The sequence below is a fragment of the Streptomyces sp. NPDC029044 genome (assembly GCF_040637495.1).
GTDB lineage: Bacteria > Actinomycetota > Actinomycetes > Streptomycetales > Streptomycetaceae > Streptomyces.
Map to the genome: position 1 here is coordinate 48,931 of NZ_JBEZWN010000039.1, position 22,904 is coordinate 71,834.

Consider the following 22,904-nt stretch of genomic DNA (forward strand, 5'->3'; position numbering starts at 1 on the left):
TGTGCGGCATGGGCAGACCGGGGGAGCGGCCTCGCACGGCGTGGCGCGGCATGGTGATCGGGTGGGCGCTGGCCGTGGCCGTCGCGGGCGGGCTGACGCTGTGGATGCAGGACTCGGCCGAGCCCGCGGGGCCGTACGTCTGGGAGCAGACCAATCCCGACGAGCCGCCGGACCTGCCGCCTTGCCCGACGCCCGAGGACGCCGGAACCGCGGCCTGCGCGTACGGGACGTATACCGAGCGCGACTGACGGACCGTCGCAGCGGGCCCGCCCGCACCCGCCACCGCACCGGGCGCAGCCGCACCGCCCCGGGCGCAGCCGTACCGCCCCGGGCGGTCGCAGCGGGCCCGCCCGCACCCGCCACTGCACTGGCCGCACTCCTACCGCACCGGGCGGTCGCAGCGGCCCGCCCGCACCCGCCACCGCCCCGGCCGCACTCGTACTGCACCGGGCGGTCGCAGCGGGCCCGCCCGCACCCGCCACTGCACTGGCCGCACTCGTACCGCAGCGGGCTGCCCGCACCCGCCACTGCACCGGGTAGCACCCGGACCGAGCCGGGCGGCCACAGCGGGCCCGCTCGCCCCTCTCTCTCGCACCGGGCGCACGCGGCGCCCCGCACGAACGCGTACCGAACGGGGCGCCCGCAGCGCCCTGCCCCCGCACCGGGCGCACGCGGCGCCCCGCACGAACGCGTACCGAACGGGGCGCCCACAGCGCCCTGCCCCCGCACCGGGCGCCCGCAGCGCCCTGCCCCCGCACCGGGTGCACGCAGCGCCCCGCACGCACCCGCACCGCACCAGGCGCCCGCACCGAACGGCGTTCCTTCTTCGGCCGACGTCCGTCAGGCGACCCCTAGCGCAGTCCGCCCGTCACCGGATCCCGGGTCGTCAGGCAGTACGTGCCGCCCGCCGGGTCGCGCATCACCGTCCAGCCGGAGAAGCCGGCCACGAAGACGGCCCCGAGCGCCTCGTGCCGCGTCCGGGTCGCCGCGACGTCCGCGCAGGCGAGGTCGAGGTGGGCGGATGCCGGACGCTCCTCACCGAGGCGTTGCAGGAGCAGACGGACCGGCAGGCCGGGCGGCGGCTTGACCACGTGAAACTCCGGGAGGGCGCCCGGCCGCGACTCCCAGCCGTCGAGCAGGGCGCTCCAGAAGGCGACTTCCGTGTCGTAGGCCGAGGGCGGGACGTCCAGGCACACCTGGTCGAGCCGGCTTCCCCGCACCACGCCCGGGCGGGACGACTGCCCGCGCCAGGGGTCCGCGCAGAACGACTGCCCGCCGGGGGAACGCAGCACCACGAGCGACCCGAGGTCGGCCACCACATCAGCGCCGAGCCGCACGGCCACCGCGGCGAACTCCGGTACGTCGTCGACGCAGAAGTCGATGTGCGCGCCGCCCGGGCCCACACCCACGGCCTGCGCCTTCACGCACGCGTCTGCGCCGTCGGGGAGCAGGGTGACGAACTCGTCGTGCTCGCCGCGCAGTTCGGACAGACGGGTGTCCGTGGCCGCCGTCCAGAAGTCGCAGGCGGGGCCGAAGGCGTCCCGTGGGCGGTCGATGAAGGCGTACGTCCAGCTGATCCTCATGGGCGCGATCGTAGAGGGACGCACCGCCGCCACCTGCGTGAACCTTGACCAGCCTTTGCCGTACCGTTCCCCGTCCATTGGCCCGCGCTTGTTTGCATTCAGGAATGGACCACATCACGTTCCTCGTGGCGGTCGTCATCGTCACCGCACTCGCCTTCGACTTCACCAACGGTTTCCACGACACGGCGAACGCGATGGCCACGTCCATCGCCACCGGCGCGCTCGCTCCCCGTACGGCGGTCCTGATCAGCGGTGTCCTCAACGTCGTCGGCGCGTTCCTGTCCACCGAGGTCGCCAGGACCATCTCCGGCGGCATCGTGGACGACACCCTCGTCTCGCCGGGCATGATCTTCGCCGGGCTGGTCGGCGCGATCCTGTGGAACCTGCTGACCTGGCTGGTCGGTCTGCCGTCCAGCTCGTCGCACGCGCTGTTCGGCGGGCTGATCGGGGCCGTGTGGGTGGGTGCGGGCAGTCACGGCGTCGACTTCGGCAAGGTCGTGGAGAAGGTGCTGGTGCCGGCGGTGGCCTCACCGGTCGTGGCCGGTGTCGCCGCGCTGCTCGCCACCTACCTCGCCTACCGGCTCACCGACCGGGCCCGCAAGGACTCCGTCACCCGGGGCTTCCGCATCGGCCAGGTCGCCTCCGCCTCGCTCGTCTCGCTCGCCCACGGTACGAACGACGCGCAGAAGACCATGGGCGTCATCACCCTCACCCTGATCTCGGCCGGCGCGCTCGGCCACGACGCCGGTCCGCCCCTGTGGGTCATCGCGTCCGCGGGCCTCGCCATCGGCCTCGGCACGTATCTGGGGGGCTGGCGGATCATCCGCACGATGGGCAAGGGCCTCACCGAGATCCAGTCGCCGCAGGGGTTCGCCGCCGAGACCGCTTCGACGACCGTCATCCTGACCTCCGCCCACCTCGGCTTCGCCCTGTCCACCACGCAGGTGGCCTCGGGCAGCATCCTCGGCGCGGGGCTCGGCCGACGGCTCGCGGAGGTCCGCTGGGGCGTCGCGGGCCGGATGGCGATCGCCTGGGTGATCACCCTGCCCGCCGCCGCACTGGTCGGGGGGCTGGCCGCCGCGGTCGTGCAGAACGGCGGGGACCTCGGTACGGCGGTCGTCGCGCTGGTCGGCGCGGCCCTCGCGGCGGGCATGGTGGTCATCTCGCGCCGCAACCCGGTGCACGCGCACAACGTCAACGACGCACACGAAGTCAGCATCCGCACCGAGCCGCCGGCCAAGGTCGGCGCGGCCGCCTGAGCGACGGGGAACAACGACATGCATCTGGACTGGACCGCACTCGGACAGGTCGCCGCGGTGAGCGTCGGCGCGACCGTCGCCGTGGTCGTGGTCTTCGCCCTGGGCGTCCTCGGTCTCGCCCGCCTGGAAGGCGCCCGCGCCCTGCGGGGCGGCACCTTCGCCCTCGGCCTCACCCAGGCCCTCCTGTGCTTCCTCGCCTGCGCGGCCGTGGTGGCGTACGGGATCTACCTGATCGTCCCTCAGTTCCACTAACGCCCCTGGTTCGGCTGCCGTCGCCACGGAGTGCCTACAGCACCTGGAGCACCCGAGGCACCTGGAGCACATGCCGACAAACGACTACAGGTACCCGCTGATTCTTCTGGTATTGATGTGACGCAAGCCACTCGTGAGCGTCGGTTCGTTGATACACATGTGCGATCGGATGCAAGGCTGGATGGCTGCGGTGGGGTGGGGTGATGGCCTGTGTTCGCAAGGAGAACGCTTACTGAATCCGTGGGTTCACGCTGCGCTCCCTCCGGCACTCTCCGTTGAAGTGGCCGCGGAATTCACCGGTCCGGCGGGGATTCTGCAGAGAATGCGAAGGCGCACCGATCGGTGCGCCTTCGTTCGCGCATCCGCACCGATCGCTGTGGGGGTGCGCGCACTTCTGAGGGGATTCGCTCGTGAGACGTGCGCGGATGACGTTCGTGGCAGCGACGGCGGGGTTCTTGCTCTCCCTGACGGGTGGCGGCGTGGCGGCGGCGGGCACCGGTCCCGTGCCGGCTGCGGGTGGTGGTGCCGTGGGCACGGGCCCGAGCGAGGCCGGTAATCCGAGGAGCGCCCGTGCCGCGGCGGCGGGTGTGTGCTCGGACGCCTACCAGATCGGCACCACCTCGTACGCCTATCGCGGCACGGAGGAGATCGCCTCGGTCAAGCAGTTCTACTCGCCCACGTGCAAGGAGAACTACGGCTACGTCTGGGTGTGGAAGTCGTTCCTGGACAAGAAGATCGCCTTCGACCTCGCCGTCGGCGTGTGGTCCTACGAGCGCGAGTACCTGGTGGGGGCGCGGTACGAGTTCGGCACGCAGAACCAGGAGTTCTGGGGCAACGGTGCTGAGACCGTCGACGAGTGCACCTCCGGTGACGGTGCTCTGACCGTTCCGGGCGAGCAGGGCAGCTACACCGCTCGCACGTCCAAGCGCTGCTGACCGCCGTGGCGCATCCGCCCCGGCCGGCCGTCACCGGCGCCCGCCTGTGAACCTCCGGTGGCCCTGGCCCTGGCCCTGGCCCTGGCCCTGGCCCCTTCGCTCAGGCGGTTCCCGTCCTTCACATGACCTTTTTCGGGAGAGCACCGTCATGTTATCTGTCATGCGCACGTCATTATTTGGAGCTCGTCGTCCGACGGTCACCGCCGCCGCTCTTGCCGCTGTGACCAGCGCCGCGCTCCTGGCCGCCCTGGTCCCCGCCCAGCCGGCACTCGCCCAGCCGGGCGCACAGCCCGCCGGCAGACCGGCGCCGCCCACGCCCTCGCCCACCGGAGTGACCAAGGCACCGAAGAGCAATGCGATCGGCACCCCGGGCGAGGACCGGGCGCTGCTCACGGCCGGCATCCTGCAGTCCACGTTCCAGGGCCTGGGCATCGGTCAGGTGCCCTGGTCGGAGTTCCACGAGGAAACGCTCACCGACTCCCTCAGCGCGCAGGTCAACGTCGGCAACGGCAACCTGCTGGTCAGCCTGAACGCCTTCAAGATCGCCGACGCCGGCGCCGGCCTGTCCCTCGGGCACGCCTACAACGGCCTCAACACCAGCTGGAAGGCGACGACCGGCAGCGACTACCTGGTCCACGAGCCCAACTCGACGGCGGTGTACGTCCAGGGCCCGTCTTCCACGATCGCGGTCTTCGAGCGGGACGGGTCGAAATTCACCCCCGCGCCCGGGTACAAGCAGGACCTCACCGAGTCCTCCGACAAGAAGTCCTTCACCCTCACCTCCCGCAAGAACGGGCAGAAGACCACCTTCACCCGCTCCGGCACCACCGGGGACGCACGGGTGAGCAAGGTGGAGGACAGGAACGGCAACGCCACCACGGTCAGTTACTCCGGCTCGTTCACGTCGAAGATCAGTGCCGCGTCGGGGCGGACGCTGACGTTCACCAATGACGGCAAGCAGATCACCAGGGTCACCGACGACACCGGCCGCTTCGTGAGCTACACATGGGACGGCAACGACCTGTCGACGTTCACCGACACCGAGGGCAGGAAGACGACCTTCGGCTACGACTCGTCGCACCGGATGACCAAGGTCACCACCCCCGAGGGCCGCGAGACCGGCTTCACCTGGGACACCAACCGTCTCGCCTCGATCACCCGGGTCGTCGACAAGACAGCGGGGACCGGCGCCACCACCGCGTTCCGCTACATCCTGCCGCAGCCCGGCAGCGAGGCCGAAGGCGTCGTGCGCATCACCGACCCGCGTGGCAAGAACACGCAGAAGGCCGTGGACTCCCGCTGGCGCGTGCGCAAGACGACCGACCCTCTGGGTCACGAGCGTTCCAGGACGTGGGGCCCTGACAACAATGTGACCAGCGCGGTCGATGCCATGGGCGTGGGAGGCACGCCCGGCAACACCACCAAGTTCGAGTACGACGACTCGTTCAACCCCAAGACCGCCACCCAGCCCACCGGCGCCCAGGCGTCGATGGCCTGGACGCAGAAGGCCGGCGGTCACTACCCCGAGACCCTCACCTCGGCGAGCGACAACAAGGTCACCAACGCCTATGACACCTCGGGCAACATGACCTCGCAAACCGATGTGAGCACCGGCTCCGACGGCGCCAAGTGGACCTACGACTACAACCCCGAGAGTGGTGCCATGGACTGCGGCGGCCTGCCCGGCCAGCGCTGCGCCGCCACCGACCCGGAGGGCAACAAGACGTCCTTCACCTACGACACCAAGGGGAATCTGACCAAGACCGACCGCCCCTCCGCTCAGGGAGACCTGACCTACACCCACGACGACCTGGGGCGGGTGGCCACCGTCACCGACGGCCGCGGCGTGCGGACCACGCTGGGCTACGACAAGCGCGACCGGCTCAAGACCCAGACCGCCGAAGGCCGGACCGCCACCTTCACCTATGACGGCGACGGCAACATCACCCAGCGCACCGCGCCCGGTGGCACGAGCACCTACGTCTACGACGAGCAGAGCCGCGAGCGCATCCGCACCCTCCCGGCAGGGGGCACCACATCTGTCACCTACGACCCCGCCGGGAACGTGCTGACCTCCACCGACGCCGGCGGCACGGTCACCTACACCTACGACGACGCCAACCAGCTCAAGACCCTCACCCAGCCCGACGGCGCCGAGACGACCTACGAGTACGACGAGAACGGTGACCGCACCGACATCACGTACCCGGGCGGAACCGTCCAGACCACCGACTACGACAAGTCCAGCCGGATCCGGAAGATCGAGGTCAAGAACGGCAGCACCACGCTGTCCACGATCTCCTACGACTACGCCAAGTCCGGCAAGGACAGCGACAAGATCCACAAGCGCACCACCGACGGAGCCGCCCTCACCTACACCTACGACACCAAGGGGCGCCTGACCAAGGCCGTCGAGACCAGGAACGGCTCCACCACCGCCGGCTGGGCCTACTGTTACGACAAGGCCACCAACCTCGTCGGCCGCTCGACCGGCACGGCCCTGCCCGGCTGCGCCGACGCCGAATCCGTACGCGAGTACAACAACGCCAACGAACTCACCTCGCTCGACGGTAAGACCGGCTTCTCCTATGACGACGACGGCAACGAGCTCAGCGCCGCCTCACCCACCGGCACTCGCAGCGGCGCCGAATGGAACCCGTTCAGCCAGCTCTCCGAGCAGACCGCCGGCGGCACCGGTACTGCGTACACCTACGCCGGTATCGACCACAACGACCGTCTCACGCGCGGCAGTTCCACTTTCACCAACGCCGCTGTGGGGATGAGCCGCGAGAACACCACCGGTTTTGTACGCGAACCCTCGGGCACCCTTACCGCCATGACGTCCGGTGGGACCAGTCAGTACTACCTCACCGACGTCCAGGGCAGCGTCATCGGTCTCGTGGACGCCACCGGCAAGCGCACGGCCACCTACAGCTACGGTCCCTACGGCGAAGCCCGTGCCACCACCGGCACGGACCAGCCCTACCGCTATACCGGCACCTATCTCGACCCCTCCGGTCTGTACAAGATGGGCGCCCGCTACTACGACGCACAGCTCGCCCGCTTCACCCAGCCCGACCCCAGCGGCCAGGAAAGCAACTTCTACGCCTACGCAGCCGGCGACCCCGTCAATCGCATCGACCCCAGCGGTCTGGACTTCCTCGGCCTCGACAAAGAAGGGTGGGGCAACGCCCTGAGCATCGCGGGCACCGTGGTCGGCGCGGCCGCCCTGGCTCCTGTCGGCGGGGTGGGGGTGGCCGTGGGCGCAGCGGCCCTGAGTACCGGCCTCGGCGTCGCGGGAGGCGCTCTGGAGGGCGATTCGGCCGGCCAGATCGCGGCCACGGGCATTCTCAGCGCGGCCGGTGGCGGGGTAGGCGTGGCGATGAAGGCCGCCAACGTCGTCGGAAAGACGGCCACAGCCGTCGACTGGGGCTACTCGGTGGGCGGCTACGTCGGAGGTGCCGCGATCGGCGGATGGGACTGGAGCTGATCAACTGCGAACAGGAAGGGGCGCAAGCGTGGAGAACCTCGATCTGGCAGCCGGAGGGGGCAGCGGCTTCTGGCCCACCGGCGTCGTGATGCTCGTCGTCATCACCGTCATCGTGGTGCTGGTCGGTGTCTGGCGAAGCCACAACGCCAAGAAGGGAACCGGACGAACGGGGAAGTAGGAACAGCAAAGCCCCGTACCCGCTGCCGGGTACGGGGCTCCGCTGTTCCCTCTTGCCCGACCAGCGACATCGCGGGCCGGCCTGCCTTGAGGGAGATCAGGCCTTCTTGGTCTCCCAGAAGATCTTGTCGATCTGGGCGATGTAGTCCAGAGCCTTCTGGCCGGTGGCCGGGTCGGTCGAGCCCTTGGCGGCCGAGAGGGCCTTCAGGGTGTCGTTGACCAGCTGGTGCAGCTCCGGGTACTTCTCGAAGTGCGGGGGCTTGAAGTAGTCGCTCCAGAGCACCGAGACGTGGTGCTTGGCGAGCTCGGCGCGCTGCTCCTTGATGACGGTGGCGCGCGCCTGGAAGTGCGGGTCGTCGTTGGCGGCCATCTTCTCCTGCACGGCCTTCACCGACTCCGCCTCGATGCGGGCCTGGGCGGGGTCGTACACACCGCAGGGAAGGTCGCAGTGGGCACTGACCTTGACCTTGGGGGCAAACAGGCGGGAAAGCATGGAGCATTCCTTCCTCGTGATCGTCTTCTCACAGGGGACATTACTCCGTGGGGGACGGCTTTTCGCGGGTGCCCCCATGGGCTTAGGACAAAAGTCCGGGGTGAGACTGAGACTGGTGGAGGAAGAACCGGGGAGGTGCCGGGTGATGCCGGAGCTGTCGCAGGAGTCCGAGCGGGGCAGGCCCGCCCCGCCCTTCGGGGTGGCCGAGGTGACCGGGCCGTCCATGGTGCCCACGCTGTACCACGGGGACCGGCTCCTGGTGCACTACGGAGGGCGGGTCAGGCCCGGGGACGTCGTCGTCCTGCGGCATCCCTTCCAGCAGGACCTGCTGGTCGTCAAGCGGGTGGCCCAGCGGCGCGAGAGCGGCTGGTGGGTGCTCGGGGACAACGCGTACGCCGGCGGTGACAGCACCGACTACGGCGTCGTCCCCGACGACCTGGTGCTGGGGCGGGTCCGGTTCCGCTACCGGCCGCGCAGGTCCGGCCGGCGGTCGCCCTGGGCGCTGCTGGGCTGGGCGCTGTCGGCCGCCAGGCCGGTCCTCTCCGACCGGTCGGCCTCCAGGCGTTTGCGGGCGCGGTAGGCCGCCACGTTGGCGCGGGTCGCGCAGCGGTCGGAGCAGTAGCGCCGGGAGCGGTTGGTGGAGGTGTCGAGGTAGGCGTTGCGGCAGGGCGCGGCCTCGCACAGCCCGAGGCGGTCCACGCCGTACTCGGTCAGGTGGAAGGCCAGGCCCATCGCCGCGATCGCCGCATAGCCCGCCGTGGCGTTCGACGGGTGGTCCGCCAGGTGCATGTGCCACAGGGGGCGGCCGTCGTCGTCCCGGAAGTCGTGCCCGGAGATCTGCGGGCTCACCGGGAACTCCAGCAGCAGCGAGTTCAGCAGGTCGACGGCGAGCCTCTCCTCACCCGCGTCGGCGGCCTCGAAGACCGCCCGCAGCCGGCCGCGGACCGAGCGGAAGCGGGTCACGTCCGCGTCGGTGGCGCGGCGGGCCGCCGACTGGCTGGGCCCGAACAGATCGCGGACGGCCTCGACCGACGTCAGGGCGTCCTTGCCCCGGGCCGGTTCCTCGGTGTTGACGAGGCGCACGGCATAGTCCGAGTAATAGGCCAGTTCCACTTGTAGTCCTTACGGAGGGGCTTTAGGGTCGTGAGGCGCACTGGTAACAGCTGATGGTGCTTCCAGGGTATTACGAGGGAGGGGCTCGATGACGGACGCGGACATCACGACGACCACCACCGACTGGCAGGCCTGGCAGGAGAGCTGGGACCGGCAGCAGGAGTGGTACCTGCCCGACCGCGAGGAGCGGTTCCGGATCATGCTCGACATGGTGGAGGCCGTCGTGGGCACCGCCCCTCGGGTCCTCGACCTCGCCTGCGGCACGGGCACCATCACGGCCCGGCTGCTGGCCCGCCTCCCCGACGCCACCAGCACCGGCGTCGACCTCGACCCGGCGCTCCTCGCCATCGCCGGGGGCACCTTCGCGGGTGACGACCGGGTCAGCCTCGTCACCGCCGACCTCAAGGACCCGACCTGGCCGGCGAAGCTGCCGTACGACTCGTACGACGCCGTCCTGACCGCGACGGCCCTGCACTGGCTGCACCGGGAACCCCTCGCGGACCTCTACGGCCAGGTCGCGGGACTCGTCCGGGCCGGTGGTGTCTTCATGAACGCGGACCACATGATCGACGAGTCGACGCCGCGGATCAACGCCGCCGAACGGGCGCAGCGGCACGCCCGCATGGAACAGGCCAGGCAATCCGGGGTGCTCGGCTGGACGGAGTGGTGGCAGCTCGCCGCCGAGGACCCGGTCCTCGCCGGCCCCACGGCCCGGCGCTACGAGATCTACGGCGACCACGCCGACGGTGACATGCCGTCGGTCCAGTGGCACGCGCGCGTGCTGCGCCAGAAGGGCTTCGGCGAGGCCAGGCCGGTGTGGTGCTCGCCCTCGGACACCCTGCTGCTCGCCATGAAGTAGACCGCGCGAAGGGGGCGGCACGGAGATTCCGTGCCGCCCCCTCGCCGTGCGTACCGTCAGAGAACCTTGGACAGGAACGACTTCGTCCGCTCGTGCTGCGGGTTCGTGAGCACCTCGCGCGGGTGACCGGATTCGACCACCACACCGCCGTCCATGAAGACCAGGCTGTCGCCCACCTCGCGGGCGAAGCCCATCTCGTGGGTGACGACGATCATCGTCATGCCGGACTCGGCCAGGTCGCGCATGACGTCCAGGACGTCACCGACCAGCTCCGGGTCGAGCGCCGAGGTCGGCTCGTCGAACAGCATCAGCTTCGGGTCCATGGCGAGGGCCCGGGCGATGGCGACGCGCTGCTGCTGGCCGCCGGAGAGCTGCGAGGGGTAGTTGCCCGCCTTGTCGGCCAGACCCACCCGGTCCAGGAGCTCCTGGGCCCGCGCCCGGGCCTGGCTCTTGCTCACGCCCTTGACCTGGACCGGCGCCTCCATGACGTTCTCCACGGCCGTCATGTGCGGGAACAGGTTGAAGCGCTGGAAGACCATGCCGATGTCCCGCCGCTTGACGGCGACCTCGCTGTCCTTCAGCTCGTAGAGCTTGTCGCCCTTCTGGCGGTAGCCGACCAGTTCGCCGTCGACGTACAGACGGCCGGCGTTGATCTTCTCCAGGTGGTTGATGCACCTCAGGAAGGTCGACTTGCCGGAGCCGGAGGGGCCGATGAGGCAGAACACCTCGCCGGACTTCACCTCCAGGTCGATGCCCGTGAGGACTTCTACGGGGCCGAAGGACTTGTGGACGCCCTCGGCCTTGACCATGACGGTCATGCGGTGCCTCCCTTCGGCTTGGAGCGGCTGGACAGGGAGAGCACGTTCGCCCTGATCTTCTGGAACGGCGTGGCCGGCAGGGACCGGCTCGAACCACGCGCGTAGTACCGCTCCAGGTAGTACTGGCCGACGCTGAAGACCGAGGTCAGCAGCAGGTACCAGGCCGCCGCCAGGAACAGCATCTCGGCGGGGGCGCCGGAGGTCTGGCCGATGTCCTGTGCCGCTCGCAGCAACTCGGGGTACTGGACGACCGAGACCAGCGAGGTCGTCTTCAGCATGTTGATGACCTCGTTGCCGGTGGGCGGCACGATCACGCGCATCGCCTGCGGGATGACGATCCGGCGCAGCGTCTTGGTGTGGCTCATGCCCAGCGCGTGCGACGCCTCGGTCTGGCCCTCGTCGACCGAGAGCAGACCGGCCCGGCAGATCTCCGCCATGTACGCGGCCTCGTTCAGGCCGAGGCCCAGCAGCGCCGTCAGGAACGGGGTCATGAAGTCCGACCACTCGTCCTTGTAGAACGGCCCGAGGTTGATGTACTCGAAGACCAGGCCCAGGTTGAACCAGACGATCAGCTGGACCAGGACCGGGGTGCCGCGGAAGAACCAGATGTAGAACCACGCGATCGACGAGGTCACCGGGTTCTTCGACAGGCGCATCACGGCGAGCAGGACGCCGCCGATGATGCCGATCGCCATGGACAGGACGGTCAGCAGGAGCGTCTTGCCGACGCCGTCGAGGATGCGGTCGTCGAAGAAGTAGTCCGGGATCGCGCCCCAGTTGATCTTGCCTTGGGAGAACGCGTAGACGACCCCGGCCAGCAGGGCGATGGCGACGACGGCGGAGACGTACCTCCCGTAGTGCCGGACCGGGATGGCCTTGATGGCCTCCGGTCCGGCCGGGGGCGTGTCAGCCGGCGTCTTGTCGATGTCAACAGTCACGGGTGTTGCCTTTCAGTGCCGCTGAGCTGCGGTCACTTGCCGCCGTTGATCGTGGCTTCGTCGATGGAGCCGTCGGTGACGCCCCACTTCTTCATGATCTTCTCGTACTCGCCGTTCTCGATGACGGCGTCGAGGGCGGCCTTGAGGGCGTCCCGCAGCTGCGTCTGGTTCTTGGCGACCGCGATGCCGTACGGGGCGGCCTCGACCTGCTCGCCGACCAGCTGGAAGTCCTTGCCGCCACCGGACGTCTTCACGGCGTACGCGGCGACCGGGAAGTCCGACGAGCCGGCGTCGGCGCCGCCCGCGCGCAGGCGGGTCTGGGCCTGCTGGTCGTTGTCGAAGGGCTCGATGGCGATCTTCTTGCCGGCCGGGCACTTCTTCGACTCCGCCTTGGCGAGGTCCTCGGAGACCGTGCCGCGCTGGAGCACGATCTTCTTGCCGCACAGGTCGGACCAGGTCTTGATGCCCTGGTCGTCGCCCTTCTTGGTGTAGATCGAGACACCGGCGGTGAAGTAGTCCACGAAGTCGACGCCCTCGCCGACCTTCTTGCCGGTGTCGGAGTCGATGCCCTCCTGGCGGTCCTTGGTGTCGGTCATCGCGGACATGGCGATGTCGTACCGCTTGGAGCGCAGGCCCGTGATCAGCGTGTCGAACGTGCCGTTCTCGAACTGGAAGTCGACCCCGAGCTGCTTGCCCATGGCGGCGGCGAGGTCCGGGTCGATGCCGACGACCTTGCCCGAGCTGTCCTTGAACTCGACCGGGGCGTAGGCGATGTCGGAGCCGACCTTGATGACGCCCTTGTCGCGGATGGCCTGGGGCAGCTTGTCGGCGAGCGGGGCCGAGGCCGCCGTGTCGCTGGAACCGGTGTCCTTGGTCTGGTCACCGCAGCCGGTGAGCATCAGCGCGCCTGCGACCGCGATCGCACCGACCGCTGCTAGCCGGGAGTGCGCGGCGGTCGTACGACGGGTGGAGCTTGCGGTCATGGTGGGTTCCTCCGGCGGATGGGTGGAGTTGCCGATGGGGCGGGCCGCTGCCGATGGGTTCGGCAACGCCGTGGCACGCCGAAGGTTTCGGCAGTGCCGTGGGTCGACGAGAGCACACCTCTTCGAGTGTCGCGACCTCGTGTGATTACGGCATCTTGCCATTCGGACTGCGCGATTCTGGGGGCCAGCCATGTCAAAATCGGATAACGGGCGACCCCCGAACCGCACCACTCCGGTACATCACGGCCGGACCTTCTATGGGAATCACCCCTTCCGGCCGGAAGAACTTCGGTATATCCCGGGATTTCAAGACGGGGCCCGCGAGCTTCGCTGATGGTTGAGTGGTTGTGGCTGGTTTGTCCAGGCCTTGTCCCGATTTTGGACGAAGAGTCAGGGCGCTGTCATGTGACCTTCGCGTTATGGACTCGTCGTCGGTGCCATCCGTCCGGTAAGAAGGGTCTTTACACCCCTCATCCGGGGCTCAGGGCGCGTGTGCGGCGCGCCCGTCGCGTACGCGCCCGTACGTATACACGTACAAGCACGACATGGGCCTACGCGGTGCCCGCCCACCCCTCACCAGGAGTGGCCACCCTCAAAACAATGAAGATTTAAGGGGTAAAACGAAGTGGCAGCGGAGATCGTCAATCCTCGCAGCGAGAGCAAGACCGGCGATACGGATCACGAGGGCGGTGCGGAGCCCCTCGACTCCTTCGACCCGGCGTTCGCGTTGCACCGCGGCGGCAAGATGGCTGTGCAGGCCACCGTGCCGGTCCGTGACAAGGACGACCTGTCCCTGGCGTACACGCCCGGCGTCGCGAAGGTGTGCAGCGCGATCGCGGAGCAGCCGGAGCTCGTGCACGACTACACGTGGAAGTCGTCGGTCGTGGCCGTCGTGACGGACGGCACGGCCGTGCTGGGGCTCGGTGACATCGGGCCCGAGGCCTCCCTCCCGGTGATGGAGGGCAAGGCGATTCTGTTCAAGCAGTTCGGTGGCGTGGACGCGGTTCCGATCGCCCTGAACTGCACGGACGTCGACGAGATCGTCGAGACCGTGGTGCGGCTCGCGCCGTCGTTCGGCGGGGTCAACCTGGAGGACATCTCGGCACCCCGGTGCTTCGAGGTCGAGCGGAAGCTTCAGGAGCGGCTGGACATTCCGGTCTTCCACGACGACCAGCACGGCACGGCCGTGGTGACGCTGGCGGCCCTGCGGAACGCCGCGCGGCTGAGCGGACGGGCCCTCGGCGAGCTGCGGGCCGTCATCTCCGGCGCCGGTGCGGCCGGTGTCGCCATCGCGAAGATGCTGGTCGAGGCCGGGATCGGGGATGTCGCGGTGGCCGACCGCAAGGGTGTCGTGTCGGCGGACCGGGACGACCTCACGCCGGTGAAGCAGGAACTGGCCGGGTTCACGAACAAGGCCGGGATCACCGGGTCCCTGGAGGCGGCGCTGGACGGTGCCGATGTGTTCATCGGTGTCTCCGGTGGCACGGTCGCGGAGTCCGCGGTGGCGACGATGGCCAAGGGTGCCTTCGTCTTCGCCATGGCGAACCCGAACCCCGAGGTGCACCCCGAGGTCGCGCACAAGTACGCGGCGGTCGTCGCGACCGGACGGTCGGACTTCCCGAACCAGATCAACAACGTGCTGGCGTTCCCGGGGATCTTCGCGGGGGCGTTGCAGGTGCGGGCCTCCCGGATCACCGAGGGGATGAAGCTGGCCGCCGCGGAGGCGCTGGCCGCTGTGGTCGGGGACGATCTCGCCGCTGATTACGTCATCCCGTCGCCGTTCGACGAGCGGGTCGCTCCGGCCGTCACGGCCGCGGTGGCGGCTGCGGCCCGGGCCGAGGGTGTGGCCCGGCGCTGACGTCGGCGCCGACGCTGGTGTGATGTGGCCCCGCCCGGGATCGGGCGGGGCCATTTCTTTGCGTTCGGGTGGGGCTGTTCGGGTGGTGCGGCGGCGGTGGTGGGGGTGCGGGTCTTCGCATGGCGGTGGGTGGGGGGTCGGGGCCGCGTCGGGGGGTGTCCGTCCTCGGAACGGCGCGATGGGGTCTCACGCCGACTGACTGTCCGTTGACGCGCCAGCCGCTGCGGGTGGACCCCCCGACACGTCCCCTTCTCGCCGTGCGCGGGTGCGGGTCGCTCGTACGGCGGCACCGACCCCCGGGCGTTGGCAAGAGGGTGTGTCTCACAGGGGCCGGTGGTTCCACTCGGCGGGTGGAGGAACCTATCGTCAAGGCCATGTTCGCTGTCTACGCCGCCCGAATCGACCGCGACCAGCCGCTCTCCGGCCTGGAGTTGGGAGAGCGTCCGGCTCCCGAGGCCCGTCCCGGCTGGAGTACCGTCACGGTCAAGGCCGCCTCCCTCAACCACCACGACCTCTGGTCCCTGCGCGGCGTGGGCCTCGCAGAGGACAAGCTGCCGATGATCCTCGGCTGTGATGCCGCCGGTGTCGACGAGGACGGCAACGAGGTCGTCCTGCACTCCGTGATCGGACAGAGCGGGCACGGGGTCGGCCCGAAGGAACCCCGTTCCATCCTCACCGAGCGCTACCAGGGCACCTTCGCCGAGCAGGTCGCCGTGCCGACGTGGAACATCCTGCCCAAGCCGAAGGAGCTCTCTTTCGAGGAGGCCGCCTGTCTGCCCACGGCGTGGCTGACGGCGTACCGGATGCTGTTCACCAACGCGGGGGTCCGGCCCGGTGACTCCGTGCTGGTACAGGGCGCCGGCGGTGGTGTCGCCACCGCCGCCATCGTGCTGGGCAAGGCCGCCGGACTGCGGGTCTTCGCCACCAGCAGGGACGAGGCCAAGCGGAAGCGGGCTCTGGAACTGGGGGCCGTGGAGGCCTTGGAATCCGGGGCGCGGTTGCCCCAGCGGGTCGACGCGGTCATCGAGACCGTAGGGGCTGCCACGTGGTCGCACTCCGTGAAGTCGCTCAAGCCCGGCGGCACGCTGGTCATCTCCGGCGCCACCAGTGGCGACCGGCCCTCGCACGCGGAGCTGACCCGGATCTTCTTCCTCGAACTCAAGGTCGTGGGATCCACGATGGGCACGAAGGACGAACTGGAGGACCTGCTCGCGTTCTGCGCAGCGACGGGGGTGCGGCCCGTCATCGACGAGGTCATGCCCATGGACCGTGCGCGTGAGGGCTTCGAGAGGCTGGCTTCCGGTGAGCAGTTCGGGAAGGTCGTGCTGACGAATCCCTGAGTCCTCCTGAAGGTGCGTCGACGGCCGGCCCCGGGTGGGCCGGCCGTTTTCGTGTGTCAACTGTGGTTGACGTATCGAGGGTGTCAACGTAGGTTGACGGTATGACCGAAGCAACCGATCTGGCCGAACGCGCCGGTGACCGTGATCCACGGGTCGGCCTGCGAGCCGTCGCCGCGCTGCGCCGACTGCTGGAGCAGTTGGAAGCCGTGCAGGTGCGCAACGCGCGCAACCAGGGCTGGTCGTGGCAGGAGATCGCCACCGAACTCGGCGTGAGCAGGCAGGCCGTGCACAAGAAGTACGGGAGGCATTGATGTTCGAGCGGTTCACGAAGGACGCCCGCTTCGTGGTGAAGAGTGCGTACGCGTACGTGGACGGGGGTGGTGAGGGTGGGCAGGTCGTGGAGCCGGAGCATCTGCTGCTGGCGCTGCTCGACCGGGAGGGCAGCCGTGGCTCCTTCGCGCTCGCGGCTCTCGGCCTCGGTGAGCGGCGGGAGTCCGTGCGGGAGGCGTTGCGTGAGGCGCGGCGGCGGGCCGGGCTGACGCAGGCCGAGACCGACGCGCTCGCCGGGCTGGGGATCGACGTGGAGGAGATCGTCGCCCGGGTGGAGGAGGCTCATGGGGTCGGGGCTCTGGCCGGTGACCGGAAGGACAAGCGGTGGTGGTCGGGGCGTACCTCCTTCGGCCGGGGAGCCAAGGACGTGCTGGAGCGCTCCTTGCGGGTCGCGCTCGCCCAGCGGGACCGGCACATCGGGGACGAGCACATCCTGCTGGCCCTGACCCTGCGCCCCGGTGTGCCGGCCGAGGTCCTCGCCGACCACGGAGTGACGTACGAGCACCTGGTGCGGGTGCTGTACGGGAGTGGCGGCGAGGCCAAGGCCGGCTGACGGGCCGCGCTCCGGGCGCCTACTTCTGCTGGGTGCGCAGGAGGGCTCCTATGTGGGCCGCCGCCGTCGACAGATGGCGGCGGGCGTCCCGCAGCTGGTCGGGTGTGACGCCGTGGTCGCGGGCCGCATCGCGGATGTCGTCCCGGAAGCGGTCGAGCAGGCGGTCCAGGTCGCGGGCCGGGTCGCCGGTGGACTCCGCGGCGTCCTCGTGGGCCCAGGCCGGTTCGTAGGCGGCAGGGAAGTCCTCCTGGGCCTGCGCGTGGCTCGGCTCCTCGGCGGACTTGCCGGTGCCGGTCCAGTCGAAGCCGAGGTCCTTGCCGAAGTCCTTGCCGTAGTCCTTTCCGAACTCGCCCACTTCCTTGACCAGTTCGGTCAGGCCCTCGCGCAGACCCGTCGGCCAGTCACCGCGGGCGAAGTGGTCCTGCACCTGCTCCTGGACGCGGCGGGTGATGCGCTGAACCTGCTCCTGGGCCTGTGCCCGGGCCTGTTCCTGGGCCTCCTTCGCCTGGCGGCGGGCACGCTGGGCGTCCTCGCGGGCGCGGCGGCTCTCGTCCTTCGCCCGCCGGGCCTGCTCCTTCCACTCCTGCCGGGCGCGGCGCATCTCCTCCTTGGCGATGCGCCAGGTCTCCTTGTCGCCGTACTGCGAGAAGTCGCCGTAGGGGGCCCCGGACGTGCCGTCGTCCCTGGAGCCGGTGTCCCGGCGGGCCTCGGTCGCCGCCGCGCGCATCTCGCGGCGCAGGTCGCCGGCGGCTCCGCGCACGTCGGCCTGGATCTCCGCGGCCAGCTCCGCGACGGACTCCCTGATCTCCAATTCCAGGTCGGCCAGCTCGCCGCTGCGGTCGGCCAGTTCGGCGCGGCCGGCGTCGGTGATCGAGTAGACCTTGCGGCCGCCCTCGGTGGTGTGGGTGACCAGGCCCTCGGCCTCCAGCTTGGCCAGGCGCGGGTAGACCGTGCCCGCCGACGGCGCGTACAGCCCCTGGAACCGCTCCTCCAGCAGGCGGATCACCTCGTAGCCGTGGCGAGGAGCCTCGTCCAGCAGCTTCAGCAGGTACAGGCGGAGGCGGCCGTGGGCGAAGACGGGGGGCATGTCAGAGCACCTTCTTGTCGGTCGTACCGTCGGCCGGGACGGTGGTGGGGGCATCGCCCGGGCCGGAGACGGAATTGTCTCCCGGGCCGCTCCCGGGACCGCTCGCCGGGGCTGCCGCCGCGCTGTGGCCGGTGGGCGGGGTGTCCCACGGCTCGCCGCGCTCGTCCTCTCCGGCCGGGCGGCGCAGCAGGGCGATCGAGCCGGAGACGGTGGTGGCCCGCAGCTTGCCGGTGCCCGCGCCGAGCCGGCCCGTGATCTTGTGGGCTCCCCACTGGCCGTGCACCCTGAGGCCTTCGAAGGCGTTGGAGAGCGCGCCGCTCGCCGTGTTCGCCTCGACCTCCGCGTCCGCCGGGTACGGCAGCCGGATGGCGATCTCGCCCGAGACGCTGGTCAGCCGGACGTCCGTCGGGCCGTTCGGGTCGAGGTCGACGATCATCGAGCCGCTGACCGACTCCGCCCGCACGGAGGGGCCGGAGCCCTCGATCACCGTGAGGTCGCCGGAGACGGAGTTGAACCGGAGGTCGCCGGTCACGTCCTGAGCCTCCAGGCTGCCGGAGACCGTGTCGGCGCGGACCGGGCCGGAGAGGCCCACGAGTGTCGTGTCGCCGGTGACGCCCTTCACCACCGACGGGCCCTGGATGCCGGAGATCACGGCTGCCGCGCCGACCACACCCGCCTCCACGCGGGTGCCGGCCGGGACGGCCAGGGAGACCACCGCGCTGCGGCGCCAGCCCTTGCGGTCCAGCCACTTGAGGAAGCCCTTCCAGGGCAGGTCCTCGTAGGCCACCGTGAGGACGCCGCCCTGCTGGGTCACCACCAGGGGCGGCCCCTCGATCTCGGAGATCTCCAGGCGGGCGGAACCTTCGTCCGTGCCCACCACGTTCACCGTTCCGTTGACGAGACGCACGTGCAGATCGCTCACGGGCTCGTCGAAGGTGAGCTTCCTCGGTTCCGTGACGGACCACTCGGACATGGTGCAGACCTCCCCGTCTCGACGCGCCATATCGCGTCCTCTCGTATTCACGATATATCGCGGTCGGGGAAAGTCAAGACACCCGTTCTGGGGAGGAGTGGGCAGGCATAAGTGCTCACACACTGACAATTCGTCCTAGCGTGTGACCATGTCGACGGAAGCCGCCCGCACCGGTCCCGCAGCCGGGGCGCTGCTGTTGTGCCGGGCGGCGCCCGGGCGGGTGGCCCCCGTCGCCGATCTGCTGGGCGAGCCGATGCAGCTCACCCCGGCGGGCGCCGCGTGGAGTGTGCTCGTCCCCGCGGGCCGGCCGTGGCGGGACGGCGCCGAACCCGTCGACCGCGTGGCCACCGGCTGGGCCACGGCCCTGGCCGTCGGCGCTCCCTGGCCCGTCCTCGCCCTGTGGTGGGACACCGACCAGGCGGGCTTCACACTCGCGTCCGGCTTCCGCCGCCCGGTCGGGTTCGTCTGGCTCGCGAGCGGTGTCCCGGCGGGGGAGGACGAGGCGATGCGCACTTTCGCCGCACGGCTGGGCCTCGACCCCGTCCTGGACGTCCAGGATCTCGACCGGCTGACCGAACCCGACGCGGCGGCCGACGCACGCAGCCGCCTGCGCGGCCTGCTCGCGGTCCTCACACGGGCGGGCGTCTCCCTGCCCGCGGAACTGGCCCCCGGCGAACCCGCCGGCCGCCTCCGCGAAGCCGCCGCCCGCCGGCCGGACACCAGCCTCGTCGAGAGCCCCGGCCCACGGGAGCGGGGCGCGGAAGACGGCCCCGCCGACCAGATCCGCCTCAGCCCCTGGATGCCCTGGACGGGCGGCCCCACGGCCCGCGCCCTGGCTCTCGCGCAGCTGGCGGCGGGCCTGCCGCTCCTGATCAGGGGCCTGCGGCGGCGGGGCGGCGGCTGGGCCACGGCCGGGGCGCTGCTCCTCGCGCACGGCGCGCTGGGCCTGGCCTACGACCTCACACGCCCGCGCAGCTGACGCGGTGGAAGCGGCCGGGGCGCTGCTCCTCGCGTACGGTGCGCTGGGCCTGGTCTATGGCCTCGCTGCCCGTGCGGCTGACGTCCCTGGCCTGGAGCGGGCGGATCCGGTTCCTCACGCACGGCGCACTGGGCCTGGCCTGTGACCTGGCACGTCCGCGCGCTTGATGCGGTGGGTGCGGCCGGGGCGCTGCTCCTCGCGCAGGGCGCGCTGGGCCTGGCCTACGACCTCACACGCCCAGGCGGCTGACGCCCCCGCAACGGCCGGAGCCGGTCCCTACTCGTCGTCCTCGTCGTCCAGCCGGGCGAGCCACGTCGCCAGCCGCTCCACCGGGACCTCGAAGTCGGGATTGAGATCGACGAACGTCCGCAGCTGCTCGGCGAGCCACTCGAAGGTGACCTCCTCCTCGCCGCGCCGCTTCTCCAGTTCCTCGATGCCACGGTCCGTGAAGTACATGCTCCAAGGATAGGTGTGCGCAAACGGCCGGGCCGCACCCCCTGAGCGGGGATGCGGCCCGGCCGCACACGAACTGCGCGAAGGCGCTTACGCCTCGAACACCTCACGCACCAGCTGCTCCTGCTCGGCCTGGTGCCGCTTCGCGGAACCCACCGCCGGGGACGAGCCGTGCGGGCGGGAGATGCGCCGCAGCCGCTCGCCGTGCGGAACGTCCGCGCCGACCGCCAGGTCCAGGTGGTCGATCAGGTTGAGCGCGATGAACGGCCAGGCACCCTGGTTCGCCGGCTCCTCCTGGGCCCACAGGTACTTCTCGGCGTTCGGGTACTTCTTGATCTCCGCCTGGAGCTCGGCACCCGGCAGCGGGTACAGGCGCTCGATGCGGATGATCGCCGTGTCCGTGGCACCGCGCTTCTGACGCTCGGCTTCGAGGTCGTAGTAGACCTTGCCCGCGCAGAAGACGACCTTCTTGACCGCGGCCGGGTCGACCGAGGAGTCGCCGATGACCGGCTGGAACTGCCCGCTCGTGAACTCGTCCGCCTTCGCCGCCGCGGCCTTCAGACGCAGCATCGACTTCGGCGTGAAGACCACCAGCGGCTTGTGGTGCGGGTTGTGCACCTGCCACCGCAGGAGGTGGAAGTAGTTCGACGGCGACGTCGGCATGGCGACCGTCATGTTGTTCTGCGCGCACATCTGGAGGAAGCGCTCCGGGCGGGCCGAGGAGTGGTCCGGGCCCTGGCCCTCGTAGCCGTGCGGCAGCAGCAGGACGACGCCGGACGTCTGGGCCCACTTCTGCTCGGCCGACGAGATGAACTCGTCCACGACCGTCTGCGCGCCGTTGACGAAGTCGCCGAACTGCGCCTCCCACATCACGAGCGCCTCGGGGCGGGCCAGCGAGTAGCCGTACTCGAAGCCCATCGCCGCGTACTCGGAGAGGAGGGAGTTGTAGACGTTCAGCCGCGCCTGGTCCTCGGAGAGGTACTGCAACGGCGTGTACTCGTCGCCCGTGCTGCGGTCGATGATGACCGCGTGGCGCTGGCCGAACGTACCGCGCTGGGAGTCCTGGCCCGCCAGGCGGACCGGGACGCCCTCCAGCAGGAGGGAACCGATCGCGAGGGTCTCGCCCATGCCCCAGTCGATCGTGCCGTCCTCGACCATCGACGCCCGGCGCTGAAGCTGCGGCAGCAGACGCGGGTGCACGGTGATGTTGTCGGGGATGTTGACCTGGGACTCGGCGATCCGCTTGACGACCTCCGTGGTCACCGCGGTGTTCACGGCGACCGGGAACTCGGCCTGCGGGTCCGTGGACTCGACCGTGCCCGGCTGGGACGTGGCCTCACGGACCTCCGTGAAGACCTTCTCCAGCTGGCCCTGGTAGTCCTGGAGCGCCTGCTCGGCCTCTTCCAGGGTGATGTCGCCGCGACCGATGAGGGACTCGGTGTAGAGCTTGCGCACCGAGCGCTTCTTGTCGATCAGGTCGTACATCAGCGGCTGGGTGAAGGCCGGGTTGTCCGACTCGTTGTGACCGCGGCGGCGGTAGCAGATGAGGTCGATCACCACGTCCTTGTTGAACGCCTGGCGGAACTCGAAGGCCAGACGGGCCACACGGACCACGGCCTCCGGGTCGTCGCCGTTCACGTGGAAGATCGGGGCCTCGATCATGCGGGCCACGTCCGTCGCGTACATGGAAGAACGCGAGGACTCGGGGGCCGCGGTGAAGCCGACCTGGTTGTTGATGACGATGTGGACCGTGCCGCCGGTGCGGTAGCCGCGCAGCTGCGACATGTTCAGGGTCTCGGCCACCACGCCCTGGCCCGCGAAGGCCGCGTCGCCGTGGATCGCCACCGGCAGGACGGTGAAGTCCGTGCCGCCCTTGCCGATGATGTCCTGCTTGGCGCGCGAGACGCCCTCCAGGACCGGGTCCACCGCCTCCAGGTGCGAGGGGTTCGCGACCAGGGAGACCTTGATCTGCTCGCCGTCCAGGCCCGTGAAGGTGCCCTCGGCGCCCAGGTGGTACTTCACGTCACCGGAGCCGTGCATCGACTTCGGGTCGAGGTTGCCCTCGAACTCGCGGAAGATCTGCGCGTACGACTTGCCGACGATGTTGGCGAGGACGTTCAGGCGGCCACGGTGGGCCATGCCGACGACGACCTCGTCCAGGCGGGACTCGGCGGCCGAGTCCAGCACCGCGTCCAGCAGCGGGATGACGGACTCGCCGCCCTCCAGGGAGAACCGCTTCTGGCCGACGTACTTCGTCTGGAGGAAGGTCTCGAAGGCCTCCGCCGCGTTCAGCCGGCGCAGGATGCGCAGCTGCTCCTCGCGCTCCGGCTTGGTGTGCGGGCGCTCCACGCGGTCCTGGATCCACTTGCGCTGCTTGGGGTCCTGGATGTGCATGAACTCGATGCCGGTGGTGCGGCAGTACGAGTCGCGC

At 70.1% G+C, this 22,904-nt stretch carries 24 protein-coding genes; 13 read left to right on the forward strand and 11 right to left on the reverse strand.

The genetic code is table 11. The features are described from left to right. Nucleotides 1-8 precede the first annotated feature (8 nt). The gene (locus AB0E85_RS26760; RefSeq protein ID WP_361931995.1) at nucleotides 9-248 is read left to right on the forward strand and encodes a hypothetical protein; all 240 of its coding nucleotides are present in this window, start codon (nucleotides 9-11) and stop codon (nucleotides 246-248) included. Nucleotides 249-851: 603 nt separating this feature from the next. On the opposite strand, the gene AB0E85_RS26765 is transcribed toward AB0E85_RS26760, so the two are convergent. Further along, the gene (locus tag AB0E85_RS26765) at nucleotides 852-1,583 is read right to left on the reverse strand and encodes a VOC family protein (protein WP_361931998.1); all 732 of its coding nucleotides are present in this window, start codon (nucleotides 1,581-1,583) and stop codon (nucleotides 852-854) included. A 104-nt stretch (nucleotides 1,584-1,687) separates the two neighbouring features. Here AB0E85_RS26765 and AB0E85_RS26770 point away from each other — a divergent pair, with 104 nt between their 5' ends. The 5 genes from AB0E85_RS26770 (at nucleotide 1,688) to AB0E85_RS26790 (ending at nucleotide 7,697) form a co-directional block, all read left to right on the forward strand. Then, entirely contained in the window at nucleotides 1,688-2,842 is a 1,155-nt protein-coding gene (locus AB0E85_RS26770) for an inorganic phosphate transporter (protein ID WP_361932001.1), read from the forward strand. 18 nt (nucleotides 2,843-2,860) lie between these two features. Next, nucleotides 2,861-3,094, forward strand: coding sequence for a hypothetical protein (locus AB0E85_RS26775; protein ID WP_033313544.1), 234 nt, complete (start codon nucleotides 2,861-2,863; stop codon nucleotides 3,092-3,094). Between the two features lie 410 nt (nucleotides 3,095-3,504). Continuing rightward, on the forward strand, nucleotides 3,505-4,029 hold the full coding sequence (locus AB0E85_RS26780) for a hypothetical protein (protein ID WP_361932004.1): 525 nt from the start codon (nucleotides 3,505-3,507) through the stop codon (nucleotides 4,027-4,029). 148 nt (nucleotides 4,030-4,177) lie between these two features. Next, the gene (locus AB0E85_RS26785) at nucleotides 4,178-7,519 is read left to right on the forward strand and encodes an RHS repeat-associated core domain-containing protein (RefSeq protein WP_361932007.1); all 3,342 of its coding nucleotides are present in this window, start codon (nucleotides 4,178-4,180) and stop codon (nucleotides 7,517-7,519) included. A 28-nt stretch (nucleotides 7,520-7,547) separates the two neighbouring features. Continuing rightward, the gene (locus AB0E85_RS26790) at nucleotides 7,548-7,697 is read left to right on the forward strand and encodes a hypothetical protein (protein ID WP_157852791.1); all 150 of its coding nucleotides are present in this window, start codon (nucleotides 7,548-7,550) and stop codon (nucleotides 7,695-7,697) included. Nucleotides 7,698-7,793: 96 nt separating this feature from the next. On the opposite strand, the gene sodN is transcribed toward AB0E85_RS26790, so the two are convergent. Next, a complete protein-coding gene (sodN, locus tag AB0E85_RS26795) occupies nucleotides 7,794-8,189 on the reverse strand; it encodes a superoxide dismutase, Ni (RefSeq protein ID WP_031140564.1) in 396 nt (131 codons plus the stop codon). Between the two features lie 145 nt (nucleotides 8,190-8,334). On the opposite strand from sodN, the gene sodX reads away from it, so the two are divergent. Continuing rightward, complete coding sequence (sodX, locus tag AB0E85_RS26800) at nucleotides 8,335-8,769, forward strand: nickel-type superoxide dismutase maturation protease (RefSeq protein WP_102912064.1); 435 nt, start codon at nucleotides 8,335-8,337, stop codon at nucleotides 8,767-8,769. Here sodX and AB0E85_RS26805 read toward each other — a convergent pair. Then, nucleotides 8,652-9,302, reverse strand: a complete 651-nt coding sequence (locus AB0E85_RS26805) for a CGNR zinc finger domain-containing protein (protein ID WP_361932011.1) — start codon at nucleotides 9,300-9,302, stop codon at nucleotides 8,652-8,654. The genes sodX and AB0E85_RS26805 overlap by 118 nt on opposite strands. An 88-nt stretch (nucleotides 9,303-9,390) precedes the next feature. Here AB0E85_RS26805 and AB0E85_RS26810 point away from each other — a divergent pair, with 88 nt between their 5' ends. Next, entirely contained in the window at nucleotides 9,391-10,161 is a 771-nt protein-coding gene (locus AB0E85_RS26810; RefSeq protein WP_361932014.1) for a class I SAM-dependent methyltransferase, read from the forward strand. Nucleotides 10,162-10,217: 56 nt separating this feature from the next. On the opposite strand, the gene AB0E85_RS26815 is transcribed toward AB0E85_RS26810, so the two are convergent. Genes AB0E85_RS26815 through AB0E85_RS26825 form a run of 3 tightly spaced genes read right to left on the reverse strand, consistent with a single transcriptional unit; the run spans nucleotide 10,218 to nucleotide 12,900 of the window. Next, entirely contained in the window at nucleotides 10,218-10,979 is a 762-nt protein-coding gene (locus AB0E85_RS26815) for an amino acid ABC transporter ATP-binding protein (RefSeq protein ID WP_361932017.1), read from the reverse strand. Then, on the reverse strand, nucleotides 10,976-11,917 hold the full coding sequence (locus tag AB0E85_RS26820; protein WP_361932019.1) for an amino acid ABC transporter permease: 942 nt from the start codon (nucleotides 11,915-11,917) through the stop codon (nucleotides 10,976-10,978). Before AB0E85_RS26820 ends, AB0E85_RS26815 begins: the two co-directional genes overlap by 4 nt. 32 nt (nucleotides 11,918-11,949) lie before the next feature. Beyond that, nucleotides 11,950-12,900 carry an ABC transporter substrate-binding protein gene (locus AB0E85_RS26825; protein WP_361932021.1) on the reverse strand — a complete coding sequence of 317 codons (951 nt, stop codon included), beginning with the start codon at nucleotides 12,898-12,900 and terminating at the stop codon, nucleotides 11,950-11,952. Nucleotides 12,901-13,525: 625 nt separating this feature from the next. Between AB0E85_RS26825 and AB0E85_RS26830 the strand changes: the two genes are divergently transcribed. The 4 genes from AB0E85_RS26830 (at nucleotide 13,526) to AB0E85_RS26845 (ending at nucleotide 16,981) form a co-directional block, all read left to right on the forward strand. After that, nucleotides 13,526-14,758 (forward strand): NADP-dependent malic enzyme, encoded by a 1,233-nt coding sequence (locus AB0E85_RS26830; protein ID WP_161367842.1) that lies wholly within the window; start codon nucleotides 13,526-13,528, stop codon nucleotides 14,756-14,758. 374 nt (nucleotides 14,759-15,132) lie between these two features. Next, nucleotides 15,133-16,098, forward strand: a complete 966-nt coding sequence (locus AB0E85_RS26835; protein WP_033313537.1) for a quinone oxidoreductase — start codon at nucleotides 15,133-15,135, stop codon at nucleotides 16,096-16,098. Nucleotides 16,099-16,199: 101 nt separating this feature from the next. Beyond that, complete coding sequence (locus tag AB0E85_RS26840; RefSeq protein ID WP_003992902.1) at nucleotides 16,200-16,409, forward strand: HTH domain-containing protein; 210 nt, start codon at nucleotides 16,200-16,202, stop codon at nucleotides 16,407-16,409. Beyond that, the gene (locus AB0E85_RS26845) at nucleotides 16,409-16,981 is read left to right on the forward strand and encodes a Clp protease N-terminal domain-containing protein (RefSeq protein WP_361932025.1); all 573 of its coding nucleotides are present in this window, start codon (nucleotides 16,409-16,411) and stop codon (nucleotides 16,979-16,981) included. Before AB0E85_RS26840 ends, AB0E85_RS26845 begins: the two co-directional genes overlap by 1 nt. Nucleotides 16,982-17,000: 19 nt before the next feature. Here AB0E85_RS26845 and AB0E85_RS26850 read toward each other — a convergent pair whose 3' ends face one another. Further along, entirely contained in the window at nucleotides 17,001-18,068 is a 1,068-nt protein-coding gene (locus tag AB0E85_RS26850) for a helix-turn-helix transcriptional regulator (RefSeq protein ID WP_361932027.1), read from the reverse strand. A 1-nt stretch (nucleotide 18,069) separates the two neighbouring features. Continuing rightward, nucleotides 18,070-19,041 carry a hypothetical protein gene (locus tag AB0E85_RS26855; protein WP_361932030.1) on the reverse strand — a complete coding sequence of 324 codons (972 nt, stop codon included), beginning with the start codon at nucleotides 19,039-19,041 and terminating at the stop codon, nucleotides 18,070-18,072. A gap of 148 nt (nucleotides 19,042-19,189) precedes the next feature. Here AB0E85_RS26855 and AB0E85_RS26860 point away from each other — a divergent pair, with 148 nt between their 5' ends. Continuing rightward, the gene (locus tag AB0E85_RS26860; RefSeq protein ID WP_361932033.1) at nucleotides 19,190-20,020 is read left to right on the forward strand and encodes a hypothetical protein; all 831 of its coding nucleotides are present in this window, start codon (nucleotides 19,190-19,192) and stop codon (nucleotides 20,018-20,020) included. On the opposite strand, the gene AB0E85_RS26865 is transcribed toward AB0E85_RS26860, so the two are convergent. The 3 genes from AB0E85_RS26865 to AB0E85_RS26875 form a co-directional block, all read right to left on the reverse strand. Next, entirely contained in the window at nucleotides 20,001-20,138 is a 138-nt protein-coding gene (locus AB0E85_RS26865) for a hypothetical protein (RefSeq protein WP_361932036.1), read from the reverse strand. The genes AB0E85_RS26860 and AB0E85_RS26865 overlap by 20 nt on opposite strands. 158 nt (nucleotides 20,139-20,296) lie before the next feature. Next, nucleotides 20,297-20,476: a DUF6104 family protein gene (locus AB0E85_RS26870; RefSeq protein ID WP_003992906.1), complete on the reverse strand. Its 180-nt coding sequence runs from the start codon at nucleotides 20,474-20,476 to the stop codon at nucleotides 20,297-20,299. An 87-nt stretch (nucleotides 20,477-20,563) separates the two neighbouring features. Then, on the reverse strand, nucleotides 20,564-22,904 hold a 2,341-nt coding region (locus AB0E85_RS26875; RefSeq protein WP_361932039.1), incomplete at its 5' end, for a multifunctional oxoglutarate decarboxylase/oxoglutarate dehydrogenase thiamine pyrophosphate-binding subunit/dihydrolipoyllysine-residue succinyltransferase subunit.